Annotated in this window: 25 protein-coding genes; 23 read left to right on the top strand and 2 right to left on the bottom strand. The window is 61.1% G+C overall.

Features of this window, described 5'->3' with window-relative positions:
- Positions 1-48: 48 nt before the first annotated feature.
- The 8 genes from NPS46_RS01100 (at position 49) to murB (ending at position 6891) form a co-directional block, all read left to right on the top strand.
- The gene (locus NPS46_RS01100) at positions 49-2283 is read left to right on the top strand and encodes a DNA internalization-related competence protein ComEC/Rec2 (protein ID WP_274104550.1); all 2235 of its coding nucleotides are present in this window, start codon (positions 49-51) and stop codon (positions 2281-2283) included.
- An 85-nt stretch (positions 2284-2368) separates the two neighbouring features.
- A complete protein-coding gene (locus NPS46_RS01095; protein ID WP_274104549.1) occupies positions 2369-3004 on the top strand; it encodes a MotA/TolQ/ExbB proton channel family protein in 636 nt (211 codons plus the stop codon).
- The gene (locus NPS46_RS01090) at positions 3001-3429 is read left to right on the top strand and encodes an ExbD/TolR family protein (RefSeq protein WP_274104548.1); all 429 of its coding nucleotides are present in this window, start codon (positions 3001-3003) and stop codon (positions 3427-3429) included. The genes NPS46_RS01095 and NPS46_RS01090 overlap by 4 nt, the downstream gene beginning before the upstream one ends.
- The gene (gene lpxK, locus NPS46_RS01085) at positions 3429-4439 is read left to right on the top strand and encodes a tetraacyldisaccharide 4'-kinase (protein WP_274104547.1); all 1011 of its coding nucleotides are present in this window, start codon (positions 3429-3431) and stop codon (positions 4437-4439) included. Before NPS46_RS01090 ends, lpxK begins: the two co-directional genes overlap by 1 nt.
- A 25-nt stretch (positions 4440-4464) precedes the next feature.
- A complete protein-coding gene (locus tag NPS46_RS01080; protein ID WP_274104546.1) occupies positions 4465-4650 on the top strand; it encodes a Trm112 family protein in 186 nt (61 codons plus the stop codon).
- On the top strand, positions 4647-5411 hold the full coding sequence (gene kdsB / locus NPS46_RS01075) for a 3-deoxy-manno-octulosonate cytidylyltransferase (protein WP_274104545.1): 765 nt from the start codon (positions 4647-4649) through the stop codon (positions 5409-5411). Before NPS46_RS01080 ends, kdsB begins: the two co-directional genes overlap by 4 nt.
- Entirely contained in the window at positions 5411-5875 is a 465-nt protein-coding gene (locus NPS46_RS01070; RefSeq protein WP_274104544.1) for a low molecular weight protein-tyrosine-phosphatase, read from the top strand. The genes kdsB and NPS46_RS01070 overlap by 1 nt, the downstream gene beginning before the upstream one ends.
- Positions 5872-6891, top strand: a complete 1020-nt coding sequence (gene murB / locus NPS46_RS01065; RefSeq protein ID WP_274104543.1) for a UDP-N-acetylmuramate dehydrogenase — start codon at positions 5872-5874, stop codon at positions 6889-6891. The genes NPS46_RS01070 and murB overlap by 4 nt, the downstream gene beginning before the upstream one ends.
- A gap of 163 nt (positions 6892-7054) precedes the next feature.
- Here murB and rne read toward each other — a convergent pair whose 3' ends face one another.
- Complete coding sequence (gene rne / locus NPS46_RS01060; protein ID WP_274104542.1) at positions 7055-10276, bottom strand: ribonuclease E; 3222 nt, start codon at positions 10274-10276, stop codon at positions 7055-7057.
- Positions 10277-10989: 713 nt separating this feature from the next.
- Here rne and rluC point away from each other — a divergent pair.
- The 3 genes from rluC to NPS46_RS01045 are packed head-to-tail and all read left to right on the top strand — an operon-like array spanning position 10990 to position 13611.
- Complete coding sequence (gene rluC / locus NPS46_RS01055) at positions 10990-11946, top strand: 23S rRNA pseudouridine(955/2504/2580) synthase RluC (RefSeq protein WP_274104541.1); 957 nt, start codon at positions 10990-10992, stop codon at positions 11944-11946.
- On the top strand, positions 11936-12598 hold the full coding sequence (locus tag NPS46_RS01050) for an HAD-IA family hydrolase (protein WP_274104540.1): 663 nt from the start codon (positions 11936-11938) through the stop codon (positions 12596-12598). Before rluC ends, NPS46_RS01050 begins: the two co-directional genes overlap by 11 nt.
- A gap of 23 nt (positions 12599-12621) precedes the next feature.
- A complete protein-coding gene (locus NPS46_RS01045; protein ID WP_274104539.1) occupies positions 12622-13611 on the top strand; it encodes a S49 family peptidase in 990 nt (329 codons plus the stop codon).
- A gap of 63 nt (positions 13612-13674) precedes the next feature.
- Here NPS46_RS01045 and NPS46_RS01040 read toward each other — a convergent pair whose 3' ends face one another.
- Positions 13675-14253, bottom strand: coding sequence for a Maf family protein (locus NPS46_RS01040; protein ID WP_274104538.1), 579 nt, complete (start codon positions 14251-14253; stop codon positions 13675-13677).
- Positions 14254-14358: 105 nt separating this feature from the next.
- Here NPS46_RS01040 and NPS46_RS01035 point away from each other — a divergent pair, with 105 nt between their 5' ends.
- From NPS46_RS01035 to NPS46_RS00980, 12 genes are all read left to right on the top strand, one after another.
- Entirely contained in the window at positions 14359-14886 is a 528-nt protein-coding gene (locus NPS46_RS01035) for a YceD family protein (protein WP_274104537.1), read from the top strand.
- A 13-nt stretch (positions 14887-14899) separates the two neighbouring features.
- Complete coding sequence (rpmF, locus tag NPS46_RS01030; RefSeq protein ID WP_003179396.1) at positions 14900-15082, top strand: 50S ribosomal protein L32; 183 nt, start codon at positions 14900-14902, stop codon at positions 15080-15082.
- A gap of 3 nt (positions 15083-15085) precedes the next feature.
- Positions 15086-16096 (top strand): phosphate acyltransferase PlsX, encoded by a 1011-nt coding sequence (gene plsX / locus NPS46_RS01025; protein ID WP_274104536.1) that lies wholly within the window; start codon positions 15086-15088, stop codon positions 16094-16096.
- A gap of 126 nt (positions 16097-16222) precedes the next feature.
- Positions 16223-17161: an ACP S-malonyltransferase gene (fabD, locus tag NPS46_RS01020; RefSeq protein WP_274104535.1), complete on the top strand. Its 939-nt coding sequence runs from the start codon at positions 16223-16225 to the stop codon at positions 17159-17161.
- A 16-nt stretch (positions 17162-17177) separates the two neighbouring features.
- Positions 17178-17921, top strand: a complete 744-nt coding sequence (gene fabG / locus NPS46_RS01015) for a 3-oxoacyl-ACP reductase FabG (protein ID WP_274104534.1) — start codon at positions 17178-17180, stop codon at positions 17919-17921.
- Positions 17922-18112: 191 nt separating this feature from the next.
- Entirely contained in the window at positions 18113-18349 is a 237-nt protein-coding gene (acpP, locus tag NPS46_RS01010; protein ID WP_004371293.1) for an acyl carrier protein, read from the top strand.
- Between the two features lie 111 nt (positions 18350-18460).
- Positions 18461-19705 carry a beta-ketoacyl-ACP synthase II gene (gene fabF, locus NPS46_RS01005; RefSeq protein WP_274104533.1) on the top strand — a complete coding sequence of 415 codons (1245 nt, stop codon included), beginning with the start codon at positions 18461-18463 and terminating at the stop codon, positions 19703-19705.
- Positions 19705-20520, top strand: a complete 816-nt coding sequence (pabC, locus tag NPS46_RS01000) for an aminodeoxychorismate lyase (protein WP_274104532.1) — start codon at positions 19705-19707, stop codon at positions 20518-20520. The genes fabF and pabC overlap by 1 nt, the downstream gene beginning before the upstream one ends.
- Before the next feature lie 3 nt (positions 20521-20523).
- On the top strand, positions 20524-21621 hold the full coding sequence (mltG, locus tag NPS46_RS00995) for an endolytic transglycosylase MltG (RefSeq protein ID WP_274104531.1): 1098 nt from the start codon (positions 20524-20526) through the stop codon (positions 21619-21621).
- 19 nt (positions 21622-21640) lie between these two features.
- Positions 21641-22273 (top strand): dTMP kinase, encoded by a 633-nt coding sequence (gene tmk / locus NPS46_RS00990; RefSeq protein WP_274104530.1) that lies wholly within the window; start codon positions 21641-21643, stop codon positions 22271-22273.
- Positions 22266-23252, top strand: coding sequence for a DNA polymerase III subunit delta' (locus NPS46_RS00985; protein WP_274104529.1), 987 nt, complete (start codon positions 22266-22268; stop codon positions 23250-23252). Before tmk ends, NPS46_RS00985 begins: the two co-directional genes overlap by 8 nt.
- 46 nt (positions 23253-23298) lie before the next feature.
- Positions 23299-23655 (top strand): PilZ domain-containing protein, encoded by a 357-nt coding sequence (locus tag NPS46_RS00980; RefSeq protein ID WP_274104528.1) that lies wholly within the window; start codon positions 23299-23301, stop codon positions 23653-23655.
- Positions 23656-23665: the final 10 nt, after the last annotated feature.

The raw sequence follows: 23665 nt of genomic DNA, 5'->3' as shown, positions 1-23665 counted from the left end.
CCCTGCTGCGCTAAGCCGGGAGAAGGACCCGCTCAAAGGCTGCTTGATATGCGCACAGGGATGTTTGCGTTGGGGTTGGGCCTGTTGGCCCTGCGCTTTACCCCGGTTCTGCCGCCGGGCTGGGTACTGCTGCTCTGGGCAATATTGGGGCTGATGCTGCTGCCTTTTCGCAGCTATCCGGTGGCATTGTTTCTATGGGGCTTCAGCTGGGCCTGTTTCAGTGCGCAACAAGCGTTGGATCAACGTTTGGATGGCGCACTGGAGGGGCGCACGTTGTGGGTTGAGGGGCGAGTCGTCGGATTGCCCGAGCGCGGGGAGGCAACGGTGCGCTTTGAGCTGCTGGACGCCCAATCCAGGCGCGCGCGCTTGCCTCAGCGCATACGACTGTCCTGGCCGGCAGGGCCGCCGGTGCTCAGTGGCGAACGCTGGCGGCTGGCCGTGACCTTCAAGCGTCCGGTCGGGCTGCTCAACCCCCATCTCTTCGATTACGAAGCCTGGCTGTTGGCCAAGCGCATCGGGGCCATTGGCTCGGTCAAGGCCGGGCATCGGCTCACGTGCGCCCAAGGTAGCTGGCGCGATCCGCTCAGGCAGCGTTTGGCCCGGGTCGACACCCAGGGGCAGGGCGCCGGGCTGGCGGCATTGGTGCTGGGCGACGGTTCCGGATTGCAGCGTGAAGACTGGCAGGTGTTGCAGGAGACCGGCACCGTGCATCTGCTGGTGATCTCCGGCCAGCATATTGGTCTGTTGGGAGGGCTGGTTTATGCGCTGGTTGCCGCCCTGGCGCGCTATGGATTATGGCCCAAGGGCTGGCCGTGGCTGCCTTGGGCCTGCGGCTTGGCGTTTGTCGCGGCGCTGGGATACGCCGCGCTGGCGGGCTTTGGCGTGCCGGTCCAGCGCGCCTGCCTGATGTTCGCCATGGTGTTGTTGTGGCGTTTGCGCTTTCGCCATCTGGGTGTCTGGTGGCCTTGGCTGGTGGCCTTCGACGTCGTGCTACTGCTGGAACCCCTGGCCAGCCTGCAGCCGGGCTTCTGGCTGTCATTTGGGGCTGTGGCCATTTTGCTGTTCGGCTTTAGCGCGCGTCTGGGGGGCTGGAGCCTGTGGCAGACGGTGTGGCGTCCGCAATGGCTGATTGCTTTGGGCCTGTTGCCGCTGTTGTGGGGGCTGGATTTGCCGATCAGCTTCAGTGCACCCCTGGCCAATCTGCTTGCGGTGCCCTGGCTGGGGTTCCTGGTGCTGCCCTTGGCCTTGCTCGGTACCTCGCTGTTGCCGGTGCCCTATGTGGGAGAAGGTCTGCTTTGGCTGGCGGGAGGCCTGCTCAAGCTGCTGTTTCAGGTGCTGGCAGTCTTGGCCGGCTGGCTGCCGGCCTGGACGCCGCCCGCCATTGGCCTGTGGTTCTGGCTGGCGACAGTGCTCGGGGTCTGGCTGCTGCTATTGCCCAAGGGGGTGCCCCTACGAGTGCTGGGGTGGCCGCTTTTGCTGTTGGCGATCCTCGCACCGGTGGAGAAACTGGCTTATGGGCGGGCCGAGGTCTGGCAACTGGATGTCGGCCAGGGATTGGCAATTCTGGTGCGCACGCGCAATCACGCGATGTTGTACGACGCGGGGCCGCGTGTCGGTGATTTCGATCTGGGCGAGCGCGTGGTGTTGCCGTTTTTGCACAAGCAGGGGGTGGCTGGGTTAGACGTGATGCTCATTAGTCATGCCGATAGCGATCATGCCGGGGGGGCATTGGCGGTGCAGCGTGGTATCCCGGTCAAGCGGGTTCTGAGTGGTGACGCACCGGCCTTGCCCGAGGCTTTGGCGGCGCTTCCTTGTGCGGGGGCGGCCGACTGGCACTGGGATCAGGTCAGTTTTTCGCTGTGGCAATGGCCCGAGGCGGTCGATAGCAACCAGCGCTCATGCGTGCTGCAGATCGAAGCCAATGGCGAGAAGCTGCTGCTGACCGGAGATATCGACATCCATGCCGAACGGGCCTTGTTGGCGAGCCCCTTGGGTGTGCCAAGCCATTGGTTGCAGGCGCCGCACCATGGCAGCCGCAGTTCATCGTCGATGGGCTTCCTCAAGGGCGTGGCACCCAGGGCGGTACTGATCTCTCGCGGTCGTAGCAATTCGTTCGGGCATCCCCATCCCTGGGTGATGGCCCGTTATCGGGCGTTGGGTATGCAGGTCCATGACAGTGCGCAGGCGGGGGCCGTGCGCTTGCGCCTGGGCGAGTTCGGGCCCGCCGAACCTGAGCGTGAGCGGCGGCGCTTCTGGCGTGGCGCCGGATCGGGCGGTGAATAGCCCGAGTATTTATGCGACATCTCGACCTTCGGTGCCAGGTCGCCCCTATGTTAGAGTGACGCACTTTTTCGAAGGGGCTTTCACTGTGTGGGAATTGGTTAAATCCGGTGGCTGGATGATGTTGCCGATCATTCTGAGCTCGATCGCTGCGCTGGGCATCATTGCCGAACGCCTGTGGACCTTGCGGGCCAGTCGCGTGACCCCGGAGCATTTGCTCGGGCAGGTCTGGCGCTGGATCAAGGACAAGCAGCTGGACAAGGAAAAACTCAAGTTGCTGCGCGCCGATTCGCCATTGGGCGAGATCCTCGCCGCCGGTCTGGCCAATTCCAAGCACGGCCGTGAAATCATGAAGGAGTGCATCGAGGAGGCCGCGGCTCGGGTGATCCATGAGCTGGAGCGCTACCTCAATGCCCTGGGCACCATTGCCGCGATGGCGCCGCTGCTCGGCCTGCTCGGTACCGTGCTGGGCATGATCGATATTTTCAGCTCGTTCATGGGCTCGGGCATGACCACCAATGCGGCGGTGCTCGCGGGGGGGATTTCCAAGGCCCTGATCACTACGGCGGCGGGTCTGATGGTCGGGATTCCTTCGGTCTTCTTCCATCGATTCCTGCAGCGCCGTGTCGATGAGCTGGTGGTCGGCATGGAGCAGGAAGCGATCAAACTGGTTGAAGTCGTCCAGGGGGATCGCGATGTGGACTTGGCTGGGAGCAACGCGTGAAATTCCGCCGCAAGCCCCGGGAGACCGTTGATATCAACCTCGCGTCGTTGATCGATGTGGTGTTTATCCTGTTGCTGTTTTTTGTTGTGACCACCACGTTCACCCGTGAAACCCAATTGCGTGTCGAGCTGCCTGAAGCCGTGACGGGCGCCTCGGCCGATGACCAGAATGCCAAGCAGTTGGACATTGCCATCAGTGCCGACGGCGTGTTCTCGGTAAACAACCAGGTGCTGCCGAGCAATGACCTGGCCAGCCTGGTGGAGGCCTTGCAGAAGGAATCCGCGGGTGACACCAGCCTGCCACTGTCCATCAGTGCCGACGGCAAGACCCAGCACCAGGCGGTGATTACCGCAATGGATGCGGCCGGTAAGCTGGGCTTCAGTCATTTGCGCATGACCACTGTTGAGGCAGCATCGGCACCCTGATGGCCATGACCGACCGATTGCTCGACGCCTGGTATCGAGGGCATCCGGCCCTGACACTGTTGCGCCCGTTGGAAGCGCTCTATCGCCGCGTCGTGCTGCGCAAGCGTGAACGTTTCGTGGCGGGCGAGGGCACGATCTATCGACCTGCCGTGCCGTTGATCGTGGTGGGTAACATCACGGTGGGCGGGACCGGCAAGACGCCGCTGATTCTCTGGTTGATCGAGCACTGCCAGCGCCAGGGCCTGCGGGTCGGGGTGGTCAGTCGTGGCTATGGCGCCAAGCCGGCGCAACTGCCGTGGCGGGTTCGCGCCGAGCAGAGCGCGCAAGAGGCCGGGGACGAGCCTTTGCTGATCGTTCAGCGCAGTGGTGTGCCGCTGATGATAGATCCGGACCGTGGGCGGGCCGTCGACGCGCTGCTGGCTGCCGAGTCGCTGGACCTGATTCTGTCCGACGACGGTCTGCAGCACTATCGCCTGGCGCGTGACCTTGAGCTGGTCCTGATCGACGCGGCGCGAGGCCTGGGCAATGGGCGCTGCTTGCCGGCCGGACCTTTGCGCGAGCCAGCCGAGCGTTTGGCGACAGTCGATGCGGTGCTATTCAATGGCGCTGGCGAGGACCGCGAGCAGGGCTTCGCGTTTCATCTGCAGCCTAGTGCATTGGTCAATTTATGCACCGGCGAGCGCCAGCCCCTGCAGTACTGGCCTGCGGGCCAGGCGCTGCATGCGGTGGCCGGAATAGGTAATCCGCAACGTTTCTTCAGTACCCTTGAAACGCTACACTGGCGGCCGGTCAGGCATGCATTTGCCGATCACGCCCAATACAGTGCGGCGCTGTTGAATTTCACCCCGTCATTGCCGCTGGTGATGACCGAGAAGGACGCGGTGAAGTGCCGTGCCTTCGCCGAACCGCACTGGTGGTATCTGGCGGTCGATGCCGTGCCCTCGCCGGCATTTATCGCCTGGTTCGACACGCAGCTGCTGCGTTTGCTACCGGGGCGTCTCTCGCCTTAACCCCGCTTTTAATCAGGGAAACTCCATGGACACCAAACTGCTCGACATCCTGGCTTGCCCGATTTGCAAGGGCCCGCTCAAGCTCAGCGCCGACAAGACCGAGCTGATCAGCAAGGGCGCCGGCCTGGCATACCCGATTCGCGATGGCATCCCGGTGATGCTCGAAAGCGAAGCCCGTACCCTGAGTAACGACGAGCGTCTGGATAAATGAAGCCGGATTTCACCGTCGTCATTCCATCGCGCTTCGCCTCCACGCGTCTGCCTGGCAAGCCCCTGCAAATGATTGCGGGCAAGCCGATGGTTCAGCACGTCTGGGAGCAGTCCTGCAAGAGCAGCGCCCAGCGTGTGGTGATCGCCACTGACGATGCGCGCATTGTCGACGCCTGCCGGGCCTTTGGTGCCGAAGTGGTGCTGACTCGCGAGGATCATGAATCCGGCACTGATCGTTTGGCCGAAGTCGCGAGCCAGCTGGGTCTGGCGCCGGACGCGATCGTGGTCAATGTGCAGGGCGACGAACCGCTGATTCCGCCAGCGGTCATCGACCAGGTGGCGGCCAATCTGGCGGCTCATGGCGAGGCACAGATGGCCACTCTGGCCGAGCCGATCGATAGCCTGGAAGCGTTGTTCAATCCGAATGTGGTCAAGGTGTTGAGTGATATCAACGGTCTGGCCCTGACCTTCAGCCGTGCGACGCTGCCCTGGGCGCGGGACGACTTTGCCGTGAGCCGCGAGCAAATACCGCAGGGCGTGCCGTATCGTCGGCATATCGGCATCTACGCTTACCGTGCTGGTTTCCTCCACGACTTCGTGGCATGGGGGCCGTGCTGGCTGGAAAATACCGAGCGGCTGGAGCAGCTTCGCGCGCTTTGGCATGGCGTGCGGATCCACGTCGCTGACGCGCTGCAAGCGCCACCGGCGGGGGTGGATACGCCTGAAGATCTTGAGCGCGTTCGGCGCCTGCTGGAGGCCTGATGCGGGTTCTGTTTGTCTGCCTGGGAAATATCTGCCGTTCGCCTACTGCTGAAGGTGTGTTGCGGCATAAATTGCGCGCGGCCGGTTTGGCTGAACGGGTCAATGTGGCCTCCGCGGGTACGGGTGACTGGCATGTTGGCAAGGCGCCGGACCGGCGCAGCCAGGCGGCGGCGTTGCGCCGTGGCTACGACCTGTCTGCCCAGCGGGCACAGCAGGTGAGTGGCGCAGACTTCCAGCGCTATGACCTGATCCTGGCGATGGATCAGAGCAACCTGCGTAATCTCGAGGCATTGCGCCCGGTCCACGGCACGGCCGATCTGGACCTGTTTCTACGTCGCTACGAAGGGGTGGTGGATGAAGTGCCCGATCCCTATTACGACGGTGACCAAGGTTTTGAACAGGTCCTGGATCTGATCGAGCGCGCCTGTGATCGGCTGGTGGTCGAATTGAAGGGGCGTCTATGACCCTGCACCTGCAAACGGCGGTGTCTCTCAAGCCTTACAACAGTTTTGGGGTCGACGTACGCGCGCAACTGTTTGCCGAGGCCCATAGCGATGCCGACGTGCGTGAAGCCCTGGCATGCGCCCAATCCCGTGAGCTGCCATTACTGGTTATCGGTGGCGGCAGCAACCTGCTGCTGACGGCCGATATTCCGGCGCTGGTGCTGCGCATGGCAACGCGTGGGTTGCGGGTGCTGAGCGATGACGGTGTGCGGGTTATCGTCGAGGCGGAAGCGGGGGAGGCCTGGCATCCCTTTGTCCTGTGGACGCTGCAGCAGGGCTTGTCCGGGTTGGAGAATCTCAGCCTGATTCCTGGGACCGTCGGCGCTGCGCCCATGCAGAATATCGGCGCCTATGGGGTGGAGATCAAGGATGTGTTCGCCGGCCTGACCGCGCTGGATCGCCAGAGCGGTGCCTTGCGCGAGTTCACGCTGGAGGAGTGCAATTTTGCGTATCGCGACAGCCTCTTCAAGCACGAAGTCGGCCGTTGGCTGATTTTGCGCGTGCGCTTCGAGCTCAAGCGCACGACGCAGTTGCATCTGGACTATGGTCCAGTGCGTCAGCGTCTGAGTGAGCAAGGTATCGAGCAGCCGACGGCCAGTGATGTCAGCCAGGCCATCTGCAGTATTCGCAGCGAGAAACTGCCGGACCCGGCTGTGCTGGGCAATGCCGGTAGCTTCTTCAAGAACCCGATCGTGTCCGCGGTGTTGGCGGCACAGATCAAACTCAGTTACCCGGGCCTGGTCGGTTATCCACAGGCTGATGGCCAGGTGAAGCTTGCGGCGGGCTGGTTGATCGAGCAAGCCGGCTGGAAGGGCTTTCGTGAGGACGATGCCGGTGTGCATCGCTTGCAGTCGCTGGTGTTGGTCAACTACGGCACGGCCACGGGCCTGCAACTGTTGCACCTGGCGCGGCGGATTCAGCAGGACGTCTGCGAGCGCTTCAATGTGAGCTTGGAGATGGAACCTAATCTGTACTGAGTGGCAGAGGTAAACCAAAGGCCCCGCACGGAGAACCGTACGGGGCCTTTTTTGTGAGCTTTACGCTGACGACTTCTGCGCGTTCCTGGACTCGCTGGGCTGCGGGCAGGCATAAAAAAGCCCCGCCTGGCTAACCAGGCGGGGCTTTTAGTGGCGCAGGGAATCAGGCGAGGGGTTTAGGCTCGTGCTCTTCTTCCTGGGCCTTGGCGTTGTGCTCTACCACTTCCTCTGCCGATTGCAGGTTCTCGTCGATCACCGGGGCAGTTTCCTGCGCGGCTTCGGCAATGACGGCAACGGGTTCGGCGACGGCTTCGACCGCCGGTGCTGCAGCAGCGGCCAATTCGGCCTCTTTCTGCAGGCGCTCGGCTTCACGCTTACGACGACGCACTTCGCGTGGGTCGTTCGGCGCTCGGCCATTGCTGGTCAGCGCGTTGGCGGGGGCTGCTTCGGCAACGGCTTCGGCAGGCGCTTCGACCACGGCAACCGGCTCGACCACTGGCGCTTGCGGCGCTTCCTGGACGGCGATCACTTCGGTGACGGCTTCAGCAGTCACTGCAACAGGCTGCGGCTCGATAGTGGCTTCGATCTGCGCGGCTTCACTGGCTTGAGCTTCGACAACAGGCTCGGCAGCAACCGCCACGGCGGGTTCGAAAGCCGCTTGTTCGCGGACAGGCTCTTGGGCGACGGCTTCAACCGCTACAGGCTCGACGACTGGAGTGGCTTCAACGACAGCCTGGGCTTCGGTAGCTGGAGCTTCGACAACCTGAGCCTCGATAACCTGAGCTTCGTGCGATGCCTGGGCAGGGACCTGTTCGGCCTGCGGTGCGCTTTCGGCCTGCGGTGAAGGTGTGTGAGCGACCTCGGCTGTTTCTACTTCGCCGCTTACTGGCGTTTCAATGACAGCGGCCGTGGCGCGCTCGGCTTGCTCGTGCGCCTGGGCTTCAGCCGGAGCGCTGATGACCGAGCTGGCGACTGCGGCGGTAACGGCCAGGCCGGCAGCCAGTTCGGCGCTGGTGGCTTCGCTGCCTTCTTCGCCGGACTCTTCCGAGCCTTCGATGACATTGCCGTCGGCATCGCGTTGACGCTCGCGACGGTTACTGCGACGACGCTGGCCACGGGAGCGGCGGCGTGGACGATCGCCTTCGGCGTTGTCCTGGCTTTCGTCCTGCAGTTGCTCTTCGCCTGGCAGCACTTCTTCTTCGCTCGACGCGGCGACCACTTGTTCAGGGCGCGGCTGGCGCTCTTCACGTGGGGTGCGTGGCTGACGCTCTTCGCGTGGCGGACGGGCTGGACGCTCTTCGCCGGCAGCTGCTGGAGCTGCTGGAGCTGCGTCGAGTGGCTCGCGCAGTTCGCGGACGCGCTCCTCACGGCCTTCGCCGCGTGGCTTGCGGTCTTCACGTGGCGCGCGTGGTTGACGCTCTTCACGCGGAGCGCGAGGTGCGCGTTCTTCGCGGGCGACTGCTGGAGTCTCTTCGCGGGTCTCGCGTGGGGCACGCTCTTCACGTGGTGCGCGCTCTTCACGTGGGGCACGTTCTTCGCGTGGCTTGCGCTCGTCATCGCGACGGTTGTTGCGATTGCGGCTCTGCTGGCGGCCGTTGCGACGCTCTTCATTACGTGGCTGGCGTTCGGTGGTCGGCTTCTCGACCACGGCGGGAGCGGCAGGCTCTTCCTTGGTAGCGAACAGGCTGACCAGCGATTTCACCAGGCCCTTGAACAGGCTTGGCTCGGCAGGGGCGGCAACCGGTGCGACAGGGGCGGCGGCTTCGCTTGGAACCGGTGCGTTGGCACGGGCCGGCGCGGTCTTCACGGCGGCTTCCTGGCGGACCAGGGTGCGGGTCGCGGCGGCCGGCTGGACTTCCTCGACTTCGGCGGCTGCCGCTGCGATTTCGTAGCTGGACTGGTTGGTGTGAGCTTCCGGGCTGTCGTCACGCAAGCGCTGCACTTCGAAGTGCGGCGTCTCGAGGTGATCGTTCGGCAGGATCACGATACGGGCGCGGGTGCGCAGTTCGATCTTGGTGATCGAGTTGCGTTTTTCGTTGAGCAGGAACGCAGCGACCGGGATCGGCACCTGGGCGCGAACTTCGGCAGTGCGGTCTTTCAGGGCTTCTTCTTCGATCAGGCGCAGGATCGCCAGGGACAGCGATTCAACGTCACGGATGATGCCGGTGCCGTTGCAACGCGGGCAGACGATGCCGCTGCTTTCACCCAGGGAAGGGCGCAGACGCTGACGGGACATTTCCAGCAGGCCGAAACGCGAGATACGGCCGATCTGGACGCGTGCACGGTCAGCTTCCAGGCATTCGCGGACTTTCTCTTCCACGGCCCGCTGATTCTTGGCAGGGGTCATGTCGATGAAGTCGATGACGATCAGGCCGCCGATGTCGCGCAGGCGCAACTGACGGGCGATTTCTTCGGCGGCTTCAAGGTTGGTCTGCAGTGCGGTCTCTTCGATGTCGCTGCCTTTGGTGGCACGCGCCGAGTTGATGTCGATGGACACCAGGGCTTCGGTCGGGTCGATCACGATGGAGCCGCCGGAAGGCAGTTCGACGACGCGCTGGAAGGCGGTTTCGATCTGGCTTTCGATTTGGAAGCGGTTGAACAGCGGAACGCTGTCTTCGTACAGTTTGATCTTGCTGGCGTACTGCGGCATCACCTGGCGAATGAAGGTCAGGGCTTCGTCCTGGGCTTCGACGCTGTCGATCAACACTTCGCCGATGTCCTGGCGCAGGTAATCGCGGATGGCGCGGATGATCACGTTGCTTTCCTGGTAGATCAGGAATGGCGCGGAGCGATCCAGCGAGGCTTCTTTGATGGCGGTCCAGAGTTGCAGCAGGTAATCGAGGTCCCACTGCATTTCTTCGCTGCTGCGGCCCAGGCCGGCAGTGCGCACGATCAGGCCCATGTCGGCTGGAGCGACCAGGCCGTTCAGCGCTTCGCGCAGTTCATTGCGCTCTTCGCCTTCGATGCGGCGCGAGATGCCGCCGGCGCGTGGGTTGTTCGGCATCAGGACCAGGTAACGGCCGGCGAGGCTGATAAAGGTGGTCAGGGCTGCGCCCTTGTTGCCACGTTCTTCTTTCTCGACCTGAACGATCACTTCCTGGCCTTCGGTCAGGACGTCTTTGATGTTGACGCGGCCTTCGGGGGCTTTCTTGAAGTATTCGCGGGAGATTTCTTTGAGGGGCAGGAAGCCGTGGCGCTCGGAGCCGAAATCGACAAAGGCAGCCTCAAGGCTTGGTTCGATACGAGTAATCCGGCCTTTATAGATATTGGCCTTCTTCTGCTCGCGGGCACCGGATTCGATATCCAGATCATAGAGGCGCTGGCCATCTACCAGTGCAACACGCAACTCTTCGGGTTGAGTTGCGTTAATCAACATTCTTTTCATGTAGTACCGTCGGTTTCCGGGCTGCCGGAAACGGCGTTCGGCACACACGACTTCTCACGGTCGGTGTCAGGTGCGTCAGGAGTGGTTGGCCACTCCAGTGTCTAGCGAGGTTCGACCAAAGGGGGCGAAGTCGCGACTGACACGTCCTGCTTGCTGTGGTGACCAAAGGCACCTGTTAGCAAAAGCTTGATCAGGAGGAGGAATCAACCGCGGCTGTGGACGATATGAAGCGTCTTGATAAAGCCTAGTGCTACACAGTCCGACGGTTGTGCATCTCCACCCTACACGTATCCCTGATAATTCGGGTGCTGCCGCGCGCAGAATCCGCAACGGGTTGGCATTTACCGTGTTCTTCACAAAGGAAGTTCACGCATCATGGCTAATTTAGGCGTTGTTTCCGAAGCATTCGTCGAGGTGTGGTTCGGGACTGACTGCACTTTGTGAACTGGCCGTAAATATCGGCGCGGTAGGCGAGTAGTTACTCTGCTTTCCGGCTCGCTTCAGGCCTCATGTCACCTGCGCTTGTTACAGTCCAGAACTTCCCTTTAATAATGAAAGCCCCGTAGGACGGCCTCGCGTCCTGATGAATTGCGTTGGTCAGGGCCGGCTGTTTGCCGTTTGTCCTCTGTCCAGGCCGCTTTTGGCGGCGTTCGCGACTATAGCAGCAATGATTAAGTGCTTCAATTCCATAAAAAATTGTTATGATTCGCACCATGACGACTACTGCCCCCTCGACCCCAGGCGTCCAACTGCTTGAGGTCTCGCCGGAATATGCCGGCCAAAGAATTGATAATTTCCTACTTGCCCGACTCAAGGGCGTTCCCAAGACCTTGATTTATCGCATTTTGCGTAAAGGCGAAGTGCGCGTGAACAAGGGGCGGATCAAGCCCGAATACAAGTTGCAGGCCGGCGATATCGTGCGTGTTCCGCCGGTACGGGTACCCGAGCGCGATGAGCCGGTGCCTTTGGCTCAGGGGTTGCTGCAGCGCCTGGAGGCTTCGATTGTTTTTGAAGACAAGGCGCTGATCGTGATCAACAAGCCGGCCGGTATTGCGGTGCACGGTGGCAGCGGACTGAACTTCGGGGTGATCGAGGCGTTTCGCCAGTTGCGCCCGGATGCCAAGGAGCTCGAACTGGTTCATCGCCTGGATCGGGATACGTCGGGTCTGCTGATGATCGCCAAAAAGCGCAGCATGTTGCGCCATTTGCACGCGGCACTGCGCGGCGATGGTGTCGACAAGCGTTACATGGCGCTGGTCCGCGGTCACTGGGCAACTTCGATCAAGCAGGTGCGCGCGCCGCTGCTCAAGAGCAATCTGCGCTCTGGCGAGCGGATGGTTGAGGTCAACGAGGAAGGCAAGGAAGCGTTGACCGTGTTCAAGGTGCTGCGTCGCTTCGGCGAGTTCGCCACGATGGTCGAGGCCAAACCGGTGACGGGACGGACCCATCAGATTCGTGTGCACACCTTGCATGCCGGGCACTGCATTGCCGGCGACAGCAAGTATGGCGACGAGGATTTCTCCCGCGAGATTCGCGAGTTGGGGGGCAAGCGGTTGTTTTTGCATGCCTACATGCTGACGGTGCCGCTGCCCGAGGGTGGCGAGCTGAAATTGCAGGCGCCAGTGGATGACATGTGGGCCAAGACGGTGGAGCGCCTGAGTGCATCCTGATTACCAGCTGCTGATTTTCGATTGGGATGGCACCCTGGCCGACTCCATTGGTCGGATTGTCCAGGCGATGATCGAGGCGTCCGTCACTTTCGGTTATGCACCGCGGGATGAGTTGGCCATCAAAGGCATTATTGGCCTGGGTTTGCCTGAGGCGATACGCAGTCTCTATCCGCATATCAGCGATGATGAGCTGGTCGCGTTTCGTCAGTGCTATGCCCAAAGCTATATGGCGCTGGATGTTGAGCCCTCGCCACTGTTTCCCGGTGTGGTCGAGTCGCTAGAGGCGTTTCGTCGCCAGGGCTACAAACTGGCGGTGGCTACCGGCAAGGCGCGGCGTGGGCTGGATCGGGTGCTCGGCGCCCATGGGTGGCAGGGTTATTTCGATATCACGCGCGCGGCGGATGAGTCGGCCAGCAAGCCGCATCCGTTGATGTTAGAGCAGATTCTTGACCATTGCGGTGTTGCGGCGCGCCAGGCCTTGATGGTGGGTGATTCCTCGTTCGACTTGCAAATGGCCAACAATGCCGGCATGGATTCGGTGGCGGTAGGCTATGGGGCGCTGGATCTGGGGGCGTTGCAGGCCTATCGGCCGCGGCTGGCGATAGAGCGTTTTTCCGAGCTGCAGACCTGGCTGGGCCGGGGTGTTGCTTAAATACGGTATTGGGGTGAGTGGACATGGCTGACGAATGGAAGGCTCCGGCCCCGGCAAACACCGAGGGCGGCGAAGATAAAAGCTGGAAGTTGCTGGAAAAAACCCTCTTGGTGGGTGTTCAGGAGCAGCGTCGTTCGCGGCGTTGGGGGATCTTCTTCAAGCTGCTGACCTTTGTGTATCTGTTTGTCGCGTTGGCGCTGTTCACGCCACTGATGGATATGGAAAAAAATGCCGCGAGCGGTGCCAGTTATACGGCCTTGATCGAGCTGCGCGGGATGATTGCGGACAAGGAGTCGGCCAGTGCCGATAACCTGGTCGGTAGCCTGCGGGCGGCCTTCGAGGATCCCAGGGTCAAGGGGATTGTGCTGCGCATCAATAGCCCGGGCGGCAGCCCGGTGCAGTCGGGTTATGTCTATGACGAGATCCGGCGCCTGCGTGGCTTGCATCCGGATACCAAGGTGTATGCGGTCATCAGCGACCTGGGCGCCTCCGGCGCTTACTACATTGCCAGTGCGGCGGACCAGATCTATGCCGACAAGGCCAGCCTGGTGGGCTCCATTGGCGTAACAGCGGCAGGCTACGGCTTTGTTGGCGCGATGGAGAAGTTGGGGGTTGAGCGGCGTGTCTACACCTCGGGTGAGCACAAGTCGTTTCTCGATCCGTTCCAGCCGCAAAAGCCCGATGAAACGCAGTTCTGGCAGGGCGTGCTCGACACCACTCATCGTCAGTTCATTGCCAGCGTCAAGCAGGGGCGTGGTGAGCGCTTGAAGGACAAGGAGCATCCCGAGCTGTTCTCGGGGCTGGTCTGGTCCGGCGAGCAGGCTTTGCAGCTGGGGTTGATCGATGGGTTGGGCAGTGCCAGTTCGGTGGCGCGTGATGTGGTCGGTGAAAAGGACCTGGTGGACTTTACCGTGCAGGAGTCGCCTTTTGATCGTTTCTCCAAAAGACTGGGAGCCAGCGTTGCCGAGCATCTGGCAATGTGGATGGGCTTTCAGGGGCCAAGCTTGCGGTGAACCTGATGCGAGTATGAAAAAAACCGGTCTTTTGACCGGTTTTTTCAATTCGGGTGTGGGGCTTTAGGGGAGGTCGACGCCTTCTGTGAGCAGCATGTCTACCAGGCGGATGAGTGGCAGGCCGATCAGGCTGGTGGCGTCGGGTCCTTCGGTGCTTTGAAACAGGCTGACGCCCAGGCCTTCAGCTTTGAAGCTGCCGGCGCAGTCATAAGGCTGTTCTGCCAGCAGATAGCGCGTGATCCGCTCGGGGCTGAGTTCGCGCATATGAACGGTGAAGGGAATGCAGTCTACCTGGCAGTGCCCGGTCTGGCTGTTGAGTAGCGCCAGGCCAGTCTGGAAGGTTACGCGGGTGCCGCTGGCGGCGCTAAGCTGCTCAAAGGCCTTGGCGAAGGTGTGAGGCTTGCCGAGTATGCGGCCATCGAGCACGGCAACCTGGTCCGAGCCGATGATCAAGTGGCTTGCATGGCTACCGGCAAGGGCTTGGGCCTTCTCGCGTGCCAGGCGTTGAACCAGGTCGCTGGCCGTTTCGCCAGGGCGAGGGGATTCGTCGATATCCGGCGAGCTGCAAGTAAAGGGCAGGCGCAGGCGGGCGAGCAATTCGCGGCGATATATCGAGCTTGAAGCGAGCAGCAGCGGCAGCATGAGTCTCTCCTGAAGATGGACGCTGATTCTAGCCAGCTGGTCAGCGGGCGGACAGGGCTGAATTTCCTTTGACATGGCTGGGGGCATCCCTATAATGCTGCGCCTATGTTGAATGACCCGATTCCACCTCACGTTGACCCGCGCAAATTGGCTGACCGTGGCACCACCCTTCAAGGTGAACTGCTGCTGGCCGATTTGGAGAGACTCTGCGACCCGCTTTCCGACACTGTCGGTACGGTGCAGGCGAAATTCATTTTTGAGCGCGACGAACGTAAATCTGTGGTTATCCACAGTGCTATCGACGTCGAAGTCAAAATGGTTTGCCAGCGTTGTCTTGAGCTGGTCACCCTGCCGATCCACAGCGAATGCAGTTACGCTGTGGTGAAAGAGGGTGCGAATACCCAGTCGTTACCGAAAGGTTATGACGTGCTGGAACTGGGCGAGGATCCTTTGGATCTGCAGGCTTTGATCGAGGAAGAGCTTTTGCTTGCCTTGCCCATTGTGCCTGCTCATCATCCGGAAGAATGCCAGCAGCCGGACGGGCTCGAAGAGCCTGAGCCGAGCGAGGACGAGGTAACGCGGTCCAACCCGTTCAGTGTATTGGCGCAGTTAAAGCGTGACCCAAACGTTTAGGAGTTAATCAATTATGGCTGTTCAGCAGAACAAAAAATCCCGCTCCGCCCGTGACATGCGTCGTTCGCACGATGCTCTCGAGGCAAGCACTCTGTCCGTAGAAAAGACCACCGGTGAAGTTCACCTGCGTCACCACGTATCGCCAGAAGGCGTATACCGTGGCCGTAAAGTGATCGACAAGGGCGCTGACGAGTAAATCTTGTCCGCTCAGATCATCGCGATCGACGCAATGGGCGGGGACTTCGGTCCCCGCAGCATTGTCCAGGCCAGCCTCGCCTGCCTGTCTGCTACGCCCTCGTTACACCTGGTCCTTGTCGGCCAACCCTCCCTCATTGAAGAACTGATCGCCAGCCAATCGGCTGTGGATCGCTCGCGCCTGACGATTGTGCCGGCCATGCAGGTTATCGGCATGGATGAGCGGCCGGCGCAGGCCTTGCGCGGCAAGCCGGACTCCTCGATGCGCGTGGCGCTGGAGTTATTGCGTGATGGCAAGGTCCAGGCCTGTGTCAGCGCGGGCAATACCGGGGCGTTGATGGCCTTGTCGCGCTACATCCTCAAAACCCTGCCGGGCATCGATCGGCCGGCGATGGTCGCAGCGATTCCGACCGAGGCCGGCTATTGCCAGTTGCTTGACCTGGGGGCGAACGTTGATTGCAGTGCCGAGCACTTGCTGCATTTTGCCGTGATGGGCTCGGTGGCGGCCGAGGCGCTCGGGGTCGTGCGTCCGCGTGTTGCCTTGCTGAATATCGGGACCGAAGAAATCAAGGGGAATCAGCAGGTCAAGCTGGCGGCGAGCCTGCTGCAACAGGCGCGTGGCTTGAATTACATCGGTTTTGTCGAGGGCGATGGCTTGTATCGCGGCGAAGCGGATGTGGTGGTGTGCGACGGGTTTGTCGGCAATATCCTGCTCAAGTCCAGCGAAGGTCTGGCCACGATGATTGCGGCGCGGATCGAACGTCTGTTCAAGCGTAACCTGGCGTCGCGCATGGTGGGGGCTTTGGCATTGCCGTTGATGAGGCGCCTGCAGGCCGATCTGGCGCCGGCCCGACACAATGGTGCGAGCTTTCTGGGCTTGCAAGGCATTGTCGTAAAGAGCCATGGCTCGGCCGGCGTGCAGGGGTTTCAAAGTGCGATTCAGCGGGCGTTGATCGAGATTCAGGAAAACCTGCCGGAGCGCTTGCATGGCCGCCTGGAAGATCTGCTGTCTTAGGCGATTTTTTGGGTAAGTGCTTAAATGTGACCGCTGGGAACCTTTAGCCATCCAACTGTCAGTTTCTCGCGTCCGCGTTGGCGGAACGTCAATTCTTCGACGACCAGATTATTAGGGGCTTGTTACATGTCTACATCCCTCGCATTCGTCTTTCCGGGACAGGGATCGCAGTCCCTCGGCATGCTGGCCGAGTTGGGCGCGCAGTACCCGGTGATTATCGACACTTTTAAAGAGGCCTCCGCGGCTTTGGGTTACGACCTGTGGGCATTGACCCAGGAAGGCCCGGTTGAACTGCTTAACCAAACCGATAAAACCCAGCCCGCCATTCTGGCCGCCTCCATTGCGCTGTGGCGCCTGTGGTTGGCCGAAGGTGGTGCGCGTCCGGCTTATGTGGCCGGTCACAGCCTTGGCGAGTACAGCGCACTGGTTGCCGCCGGCAGCCTGAGCCTGGGTGATGCGGTCAAGCTGGTCGAGCGTCGTGGGCAATTGATGCAGGAGGCCGTGCCGGCCGGGCAGGGCGCCATGGCGGCGATCCTGGGGCTGGACGATGCCGATGTGATTGCTGCTTGCGCCGAATCGGCCCAGGGTGACGTGGTCAGTGCGGTGAATTTCAATTCCCCTGGCCAAGTGGTTATTGCGGGTAGCAAGGCGGCGGTCGAGCGGGCAATGGACGCGTGCAAGGCGCGAGGCGCCAAGCGTGCCTTGCCGTTGCCGGTCAGCGTGCCTTCGCACTGTGAGCTGATGCGTCCGGCTGCCGAGCGCTTTGCCGAGTCGATCGCGGCGATCGACTGGCAGGCCCCGCAGATCCCTTTGGTGCAGAATGTCAGCGCAGCCGTGGCTGCCGACCTCGAGACACTCAAGCGTGACCTGCTCGAACAGCTCTATAAGCCGGTACGCTGGGTCGAATCGGTCCAGTGCCTGGCGGCCAACGGCGCGACAGAACTGGTCGAGTGCGGTCCGGGTAAAGTCCTGGCGGGCCTGAACAAGCGTTGCGCCGATGGCGTGAACACTTCCAACCTGAATACCCCGGATGCCTTCGAAGCCGCTCGCGCGGCACTGGTCTGAATTAGGAGAAGCCTGCATGAGTCTGCAAGGTAAAGTTGCACTGGTTACTGGCGCCAGCCGTGGTATTGGCCAAGCCATCGCTTTGGAATTGGGGCGTCTGGGCGCTGTGGTGGTGGGTACCGCCACTTCCGCTTCCGGTGCCGAGCGTATCGCGGCGACCCTCAAGGAACATGGTATCCAGGGCACGGGCCTGGAACTCAACGTCACCAGCGATGAGTCGGTAGCGGCGGTGTTGGCGAGCATCCAGGAGCAATTCGGTGCGCCGGCGATCCTGGTCAATAATGCCGGTATCACCCGCGATAACCTGATGATGCGCATGAAAGACGACGAGTGGCACGATGTCGTCGACACCAACCTGAACAGTCTGTTCCGCCTCTCCAAGGGTGTTTTGCGTGGCATGACCAAGGCGCGTTGGGGGCGAATTATCAGTATTGGTTCGGTTGTGGGTGCCATGGGCAACGCAGGCCAAGTAAACTATGCCGCCGCCAAGGCCGGTCTGGAAGGTTTCAGCCGCGCGCTGGCGCGTGAAGTCGGTTCGCGGTCGATTACGGTCAATGCGGTAGCGCCTGGGTTTATCGATACCGATATGACGCGTGAACTGCCGGAAGCACAGCGTGAAGCGCTACTGACACAGATTCCGCTGGGCCGTCTGGGGCAGGCACAGGAGATCGCGCAAGTGGTCGCTTTTCTGGCGTCGGACGGTGCGGCATACGTTACCGGGGCTACAATCCCGGTGAACGGCGGGATGTACATGAGTTAAATGTGACGGATTGCATCAAAAAAATGTCATACGAGCTGTCTAAAATCCGTTATAAAGCTGCAATTAATTTATAGGCAGGTGGTGGGTGCGGTTCGAGGAGGAAGCTTTCAGTTGAAAAGCTGAAAAGCCTTTCTATACACTTACCCACTGGCCAGCTGCCTGAATTTGTCCATTAGGAGTGAAAACAAGGTATGAGCACCATCGAAGAGCGCGTCAAGAAAATCGTTGCCGAGCAATTGGGCGTTAAAGAAGAAGAAGTGACCAACAGCGCTTCCTTCGTTGAAGACCTGGGTGCCGACTCGCTTGACACCGTTGAGCTGGTGATGGCTCTGGAAGAGGAATTCGAGACCGAAATCCCTGACGAAGAAGCCGAAAAAATCACTACTGTACAAGCTGCAATCGATTACGTTACTAGCCACCAGGCTTAATAGCTTGTAATCGTCGCTTGCTGTCATGGAAAAACCGCACTGCCATCATGGCGTGCGGTTTTTTCTTTAGGCGTGATGCAAAGTGTCGTCAATAGAATAAAGGAGAGTGCTGTGTCGCGTAGACGCGTCGTAGTCACCGGTATGGGGATGTTGTCGCCACTGGGTACGGATGTTCCGAGTTCCTGGGAAGGCATTCTGGCTGGTCGCAGTGGCATTGGTCTGATCGAACACACGGACCTTTCTGCCTATACCACCCGTTTTGGCGGCTCGGTAAAAGGCTTCAACGTCGAGGAATACTTGTCGGTCAAAGAGGCCCGCAAGCTCGACCTGTTTATCCAGTACGGATTGGCGGCAGGTTTTCAGGCTGTGCGTAATTCCGGCCTGGAAGTGACCGATGCCAACCGTGAGCGCATCGGCGTGGCCATGGGGTCGGGTATTGGCGGTCTGACCAATATCGAAGAAACCAGCCGCACGCTGCACGATCAGGGCCCACGACGGATTTCGCCGTTTTTTGTGCCAGGCTCGATCATCAATATGATTTCCGGCTTCCTGTCCATCCATCTGGGTGTCCAGGGGCCTAACTACGCCATCGCCACCGCCTGTACCACCGGTACGCACTGCATTGGCATGGCGGCGCGCAACATTGCCTACGGCGAAGCCGATGTGATGATTGCCGGCGGTGCCGAAATGGCGGCTTGTGGCCTGGGTATGGGCGGCTTCGGCGCTTCGCGCGCACTGTCCACTCGCAATGACGAGCCGGCCCGTGCCAGCCGTCCATGGGACAAGGGCCGTGATGGCTTTGTATTGTCCGATGGTGCCGGTGCGCTGGTACTCGAAGAGCTGGAGCATGCCAAGGCGCGTGGTGCGACCATCTATGCCGAGCTGATCGGCTTTGGCATGAGTGGTGATGCTTACCATATGACATCGCCACCGGCTGATGGTGCAGGCGCGGCGCGTTGCATCGCCAATGCCCTGCGCGATGCCCGCCTGAACGCTGACCAGGTGCAGTACGTCAATGCCCACGGCACTTCGACGCCGGCTGGCGATCTGGCTGAAGCTGAAGCGATCAAGACTGTCTTCGGCGAGCACGCCTACAAACTGGCGGTCAGTTCGACCAAGTCCATGACTGGCCACTTGCTGGGCGCCGCAGGCGCCATCGAGGCGATCTTCAGTGTGCTGGCGATCAATAGCCAGGTGGCTCCGCCGACCATCAACCTCGATGAGCCCGATGAAGGCTGTGATCTGGACTTCGTCCCGCACGAGGCACGCAATATGCCGATCGATGTGGTGCTGTCCAACTCCTTCGGCTTTGGGGGAACCAATGGTTCCCTGGTGTTCCGCCGGTTCGCCGAGTAATGCAAAGCTGGGTCGACGGCCTTCCGGTCGATGATCTGCCGCTCAAGGATCGCGGCCTGGCTTACGGTGATGGTCTGTTCGAGACCATCGCCGTCACGGCCGGGCAGCCAATCTTGCTGGAGCGGCATCTGCAACGTCTGGGCGATGGCGGTACCCGCCTGGGCATTGCCCTTGACCTGAGGCTGATTCGCGCTGAAATCCTCGCGTATGCCGGCGGTCTGGATAATGGTGTCCTCAAGCTGATCATCACCCGCGGTGATAGCCTGCGTGGTTATGCAGCGGTGGTGGGCGCGCAGCCGCGACGGATTCTGCAAGGCAGCCCGCCTGCGGCCTATCCGGCGAGCCACGGTAAAGACGGTATTCGCTTGTTTCCCTGCACGACACGTCTGGCCGAGCAACCGTTGCTCGCCGGCCTCAAACATCTGAATCGGCTGGAGCAAGTCTTGGCGCGTGCCGAATGGCACGATAGCGAACATGCCGAAGGTTTGATGCTGGATGTTTCTGGGCGGGTGATCGAAGGGGTATTCAGCAATCTTTTCCTGGTGTGCGGTGGCGTGCTGCTCACTGCTGACTTGCGTCGCTGCGGTGTGGCGGGGGTCATGCGTGCCGAGCTGCTGGCCCAGGCCGAGCAGTTGGGGCTTGAGGTCAGCGTGACCGATATCAGCCTGGAGCAGTTGCGCCAGGCCGATGAAATCTTCCTGTGCAATAGCGTCTACGGTGTCTGGCCGGTGCGTGCTTTTGCCGACCTGAGCTGGCCGGTTGGGCCGCTCACCCGTAAACTGCAACGCATTGCCCGTGTGCTACTGGATGCCTGATTCGTGAGACGTAAACTCTTGGTGCTGCTGGAAATCGCGTTGGTGCTGGCAGGCTTGCTGCTGGCTGGCGCGGCGTGGAAGGTGCACTCGGTGCTGGAGCAAAAACTGGACGTGAGCCAGGAGCAATTGTTGGATGTCCCCAATGGCTCGACGCCTGGCGGTACCTTCAATCGTTTGCAGGCCAGCGGGATTGTCCAGGACGCGTTTTGGCTGCGCCTGTATTGGCGGTTCAACCTGGACGGCCAGCCACTGCACAGTGGTGAGTATCGCCTGGCCCCTGGTATGAGTGTCCGCGACCTGCTGGGCCTCTGGCAGCGAGGCGAGGTGGTTCAGTACAGCCTGACGCTGGTCGAGGGTTGGAACTTTCGCCAGGTTCGCACAGCGCTCGCCAAGCATGAAAAGCTGGAACAGACTCTGGCCGGCTTGAGTGACAGCGAGGTCATGGAAAAGCTGGGTCACCCCGGTGTTTTCCCCGAAGGCCGCTTCTTCCCGGATACCTATCGTTTTGTACGGGGCATGACCGACGCCGAATTGCTGAAAAAGGCATACGAGCGCCTGGAAGATGTTTTGGCTCAAGAGTGGGATAAGCGCGCGCCTGATTTGCCTTACACCGAACCCTATCAGGCGCTGATCATGGCCTCCCTGGTGGAAAAGGAAACAGGGGTGCCCCATGAGCGTGGGCAGATTGCCGGTGTCTTTGTGCGACGTATGCGTATTGGCATGCCGTTGCAGACTGATCCAACCGTGATCTACGGCCTGGGCGAACGCTACAACGGCAAGCTGAACCGTGCCCATCTGCGCGAACCAACGCCCTACAACACTTATGTTATTGCCGGTCTTCCGCCGACGCCCATTGCCATGGTCGGTCGCGAGGCCATTCATGCGGCCTTGCATCCGGTCGCGGGCAGTAGCCTGTATTTTGTCGCCCGTGGCGATGGTAGCCATGTGTTCTCCGATGATCTGGATGCCCACAATTCGGCCGTGCGCGAGTACCAGCTCAAGCGCCGCGCAGACTATCGCTCCAGCCCGGCGCCCGCCGCACCGAGTGCAACGCCGCCCGCGAGCGTACCCGCCGACCCCGAGCCGCAAGGCCGGCCATGACTTTTATTAAGGACCGCCCGTGACTGGCTTGTTTATTACCCTGGAAGGCCCCGAAGGGGCTGGCAAGAGCACCAATCGCGAGTACCTGGCCGAGCGCCTGCGCGCCGCCGGCATCGACGTGGTGCTGACGCGTGAACCCGGTGGTACGCCGCTGGCGGAGCGTATTCGCGAGCTTCTTCTGGCGCCTAGTGACGAGGCCATGTGTGCCGATACCGAGCTGTTGCTGGTGTTTGCTGCGCGGGCCCAGCATCTGGCCGAAGTGATTCGCCCCGCGCTGGCCCGTGGCGCCGTGGTGCTTTGTGATCGTTTCACCGATGCCACTTACGCTTACCAGGGCGGTGGACGCGGCTTGTCGCCTGAGCGTATCGCGGTGCTCGAACAGTTTGTCCAGAACGGTCTGCAGCCGGACCTGACGCTGGTCTTCGATCTGCCGGTGGAAGTCGGCCTGGCCCGGGCCAGTGCCCGCGGTCGGCTGGATCGTTTCGAGCAGGAAGGCCGGGTGTTTTTCGATGCGGTGCGCAGTACCTACCTCAAGCGTGCGGCCGCTGATCCGGTGCGTTACCGGTTGGTTGATGCGGCGCAATCGCTGGAGCAGGTTCAGCAGGCGCTCGATGTGCTGATGCCGCACCTGCTGGAGCGCTACCGTGGCTGAGGCCTACCCCTGGCAGGAGAGTCTCTGGCAGCAATTGGCCGGACGTACCCAGCACGCCCATGCCTATCTGCTGCACGGTCCGATCGGTATCGGCAAGCGTGCCCTGGCCGAACGGCTGATGCACCGCCTGCTCTGTCAGCGTCCCGTTGGCCTGAATGCCTGCGGTGAGTGCAAGTCCTGCCTGCTGCTGGCGGCCGGCAGCCATCCGGATAACTACATTCTCGAGCCGGAAGAGGCGGACAAGGCGATTAAGGTCGACCAGGTGCGTGATCTGGTCAGTTTCGTCGTGCAGACCGCCCAGTTGGGCGGGCGCAAGGTCGTGCTGATCGAGCCGGTCGAGTCGATGAACATCAATGCCGCCAACGCCTTGCTCAAGAGTCTCGAAGAGCCGTCGGGCAATACCGTGCTGCTGTTGGTTAGCCATCAGTCCAGCCGGCTGCTGCCGACCATTCGCAGTCGTTGTGTGCAACAAGCTTGCCCGCTGCCCAGTGAAAGCATCAGTCTGGAGTGGCTAGCCAAGGCCCTGCCGGACTGTTCCGCCGAAGAACGCGTGGAACTGCTGACGCTGGCCGCAGGTTCGCCTCTGGCGGCGGTCAGGCTGCAAGCGCAGGGCATACGCGAACAGCGGGCCCAGGTTGTGGAAGGGGTCAAGAAACTCCTCAAGCAGCAGCAATCGGCGACCCAGTTGGCCGAAGGCTGGAATGCGATTCCCTTGTTGCTGCTATTCGATTGGTTCTGTGACTGGTCGAACCTGATGTTGCGTTATCAGCTGACTGAAGATGAAGAAGGCCTGGGGTTGCACGATATGCGCAAAGTCGTGCAGTACCTGGCGCAAAAGAGCGCGCGAACCAAGGTGCTGAATATTCAGGACTGGATTCTCGCCCAGCGCCAGAAGGTCTTGGGCAAAGCTAATCTCAATCGCGTGTTGCTGCTTGAAGCGCTGCTGGTGCAATGGGCCGCTTTGCCTACCCAAAACTGACCGCCAGCGCCTAGAATCAACCGTCTAGCCTTACAAGGGAGTTTGCATGAACGAGCCCATCAGCCCAGGTCCACGCAATGGCATCCTGTCCCTGACGATCAAGGACAAATCCGTGCTCTATGCCGCCTATATGCCCTTTATCAAGAATGGCGGTCTGTTTATCCCCACCCATAAGCATTACCGGCTGGGTGATGAGGTGTTCATGCTGCTCAACCTGATGGACGAGCCGGAAAAACTCCCGGTGACCGGCAAGGTCACATGGATCACACCCAACGGAGCGCAGGGTAATCGTGCCGCCGGTATCGGGGTGCAGTTCAATGAAGACGACAACGCCGCGCGCAGTAAAATCGAAACTCACCTGGCGGGCGCCCTGAAGTCCGACCGTCCCACCCACACCATGTAGTTGCCGCTTC

This window comes from Pseudomonas putida (assembly GCF_028682395.1).
Classification (GTDB): Bacteria; Pseudomonadota; Gammaproteobacteria; order Pseudomonadales; family Pseudomonadaceae; genus Aquipseudomonas; species Aquipseudomonas putida_AB.
This window is presented reverse-complemented; position numbering and strand designations above follow the sequence as displayed.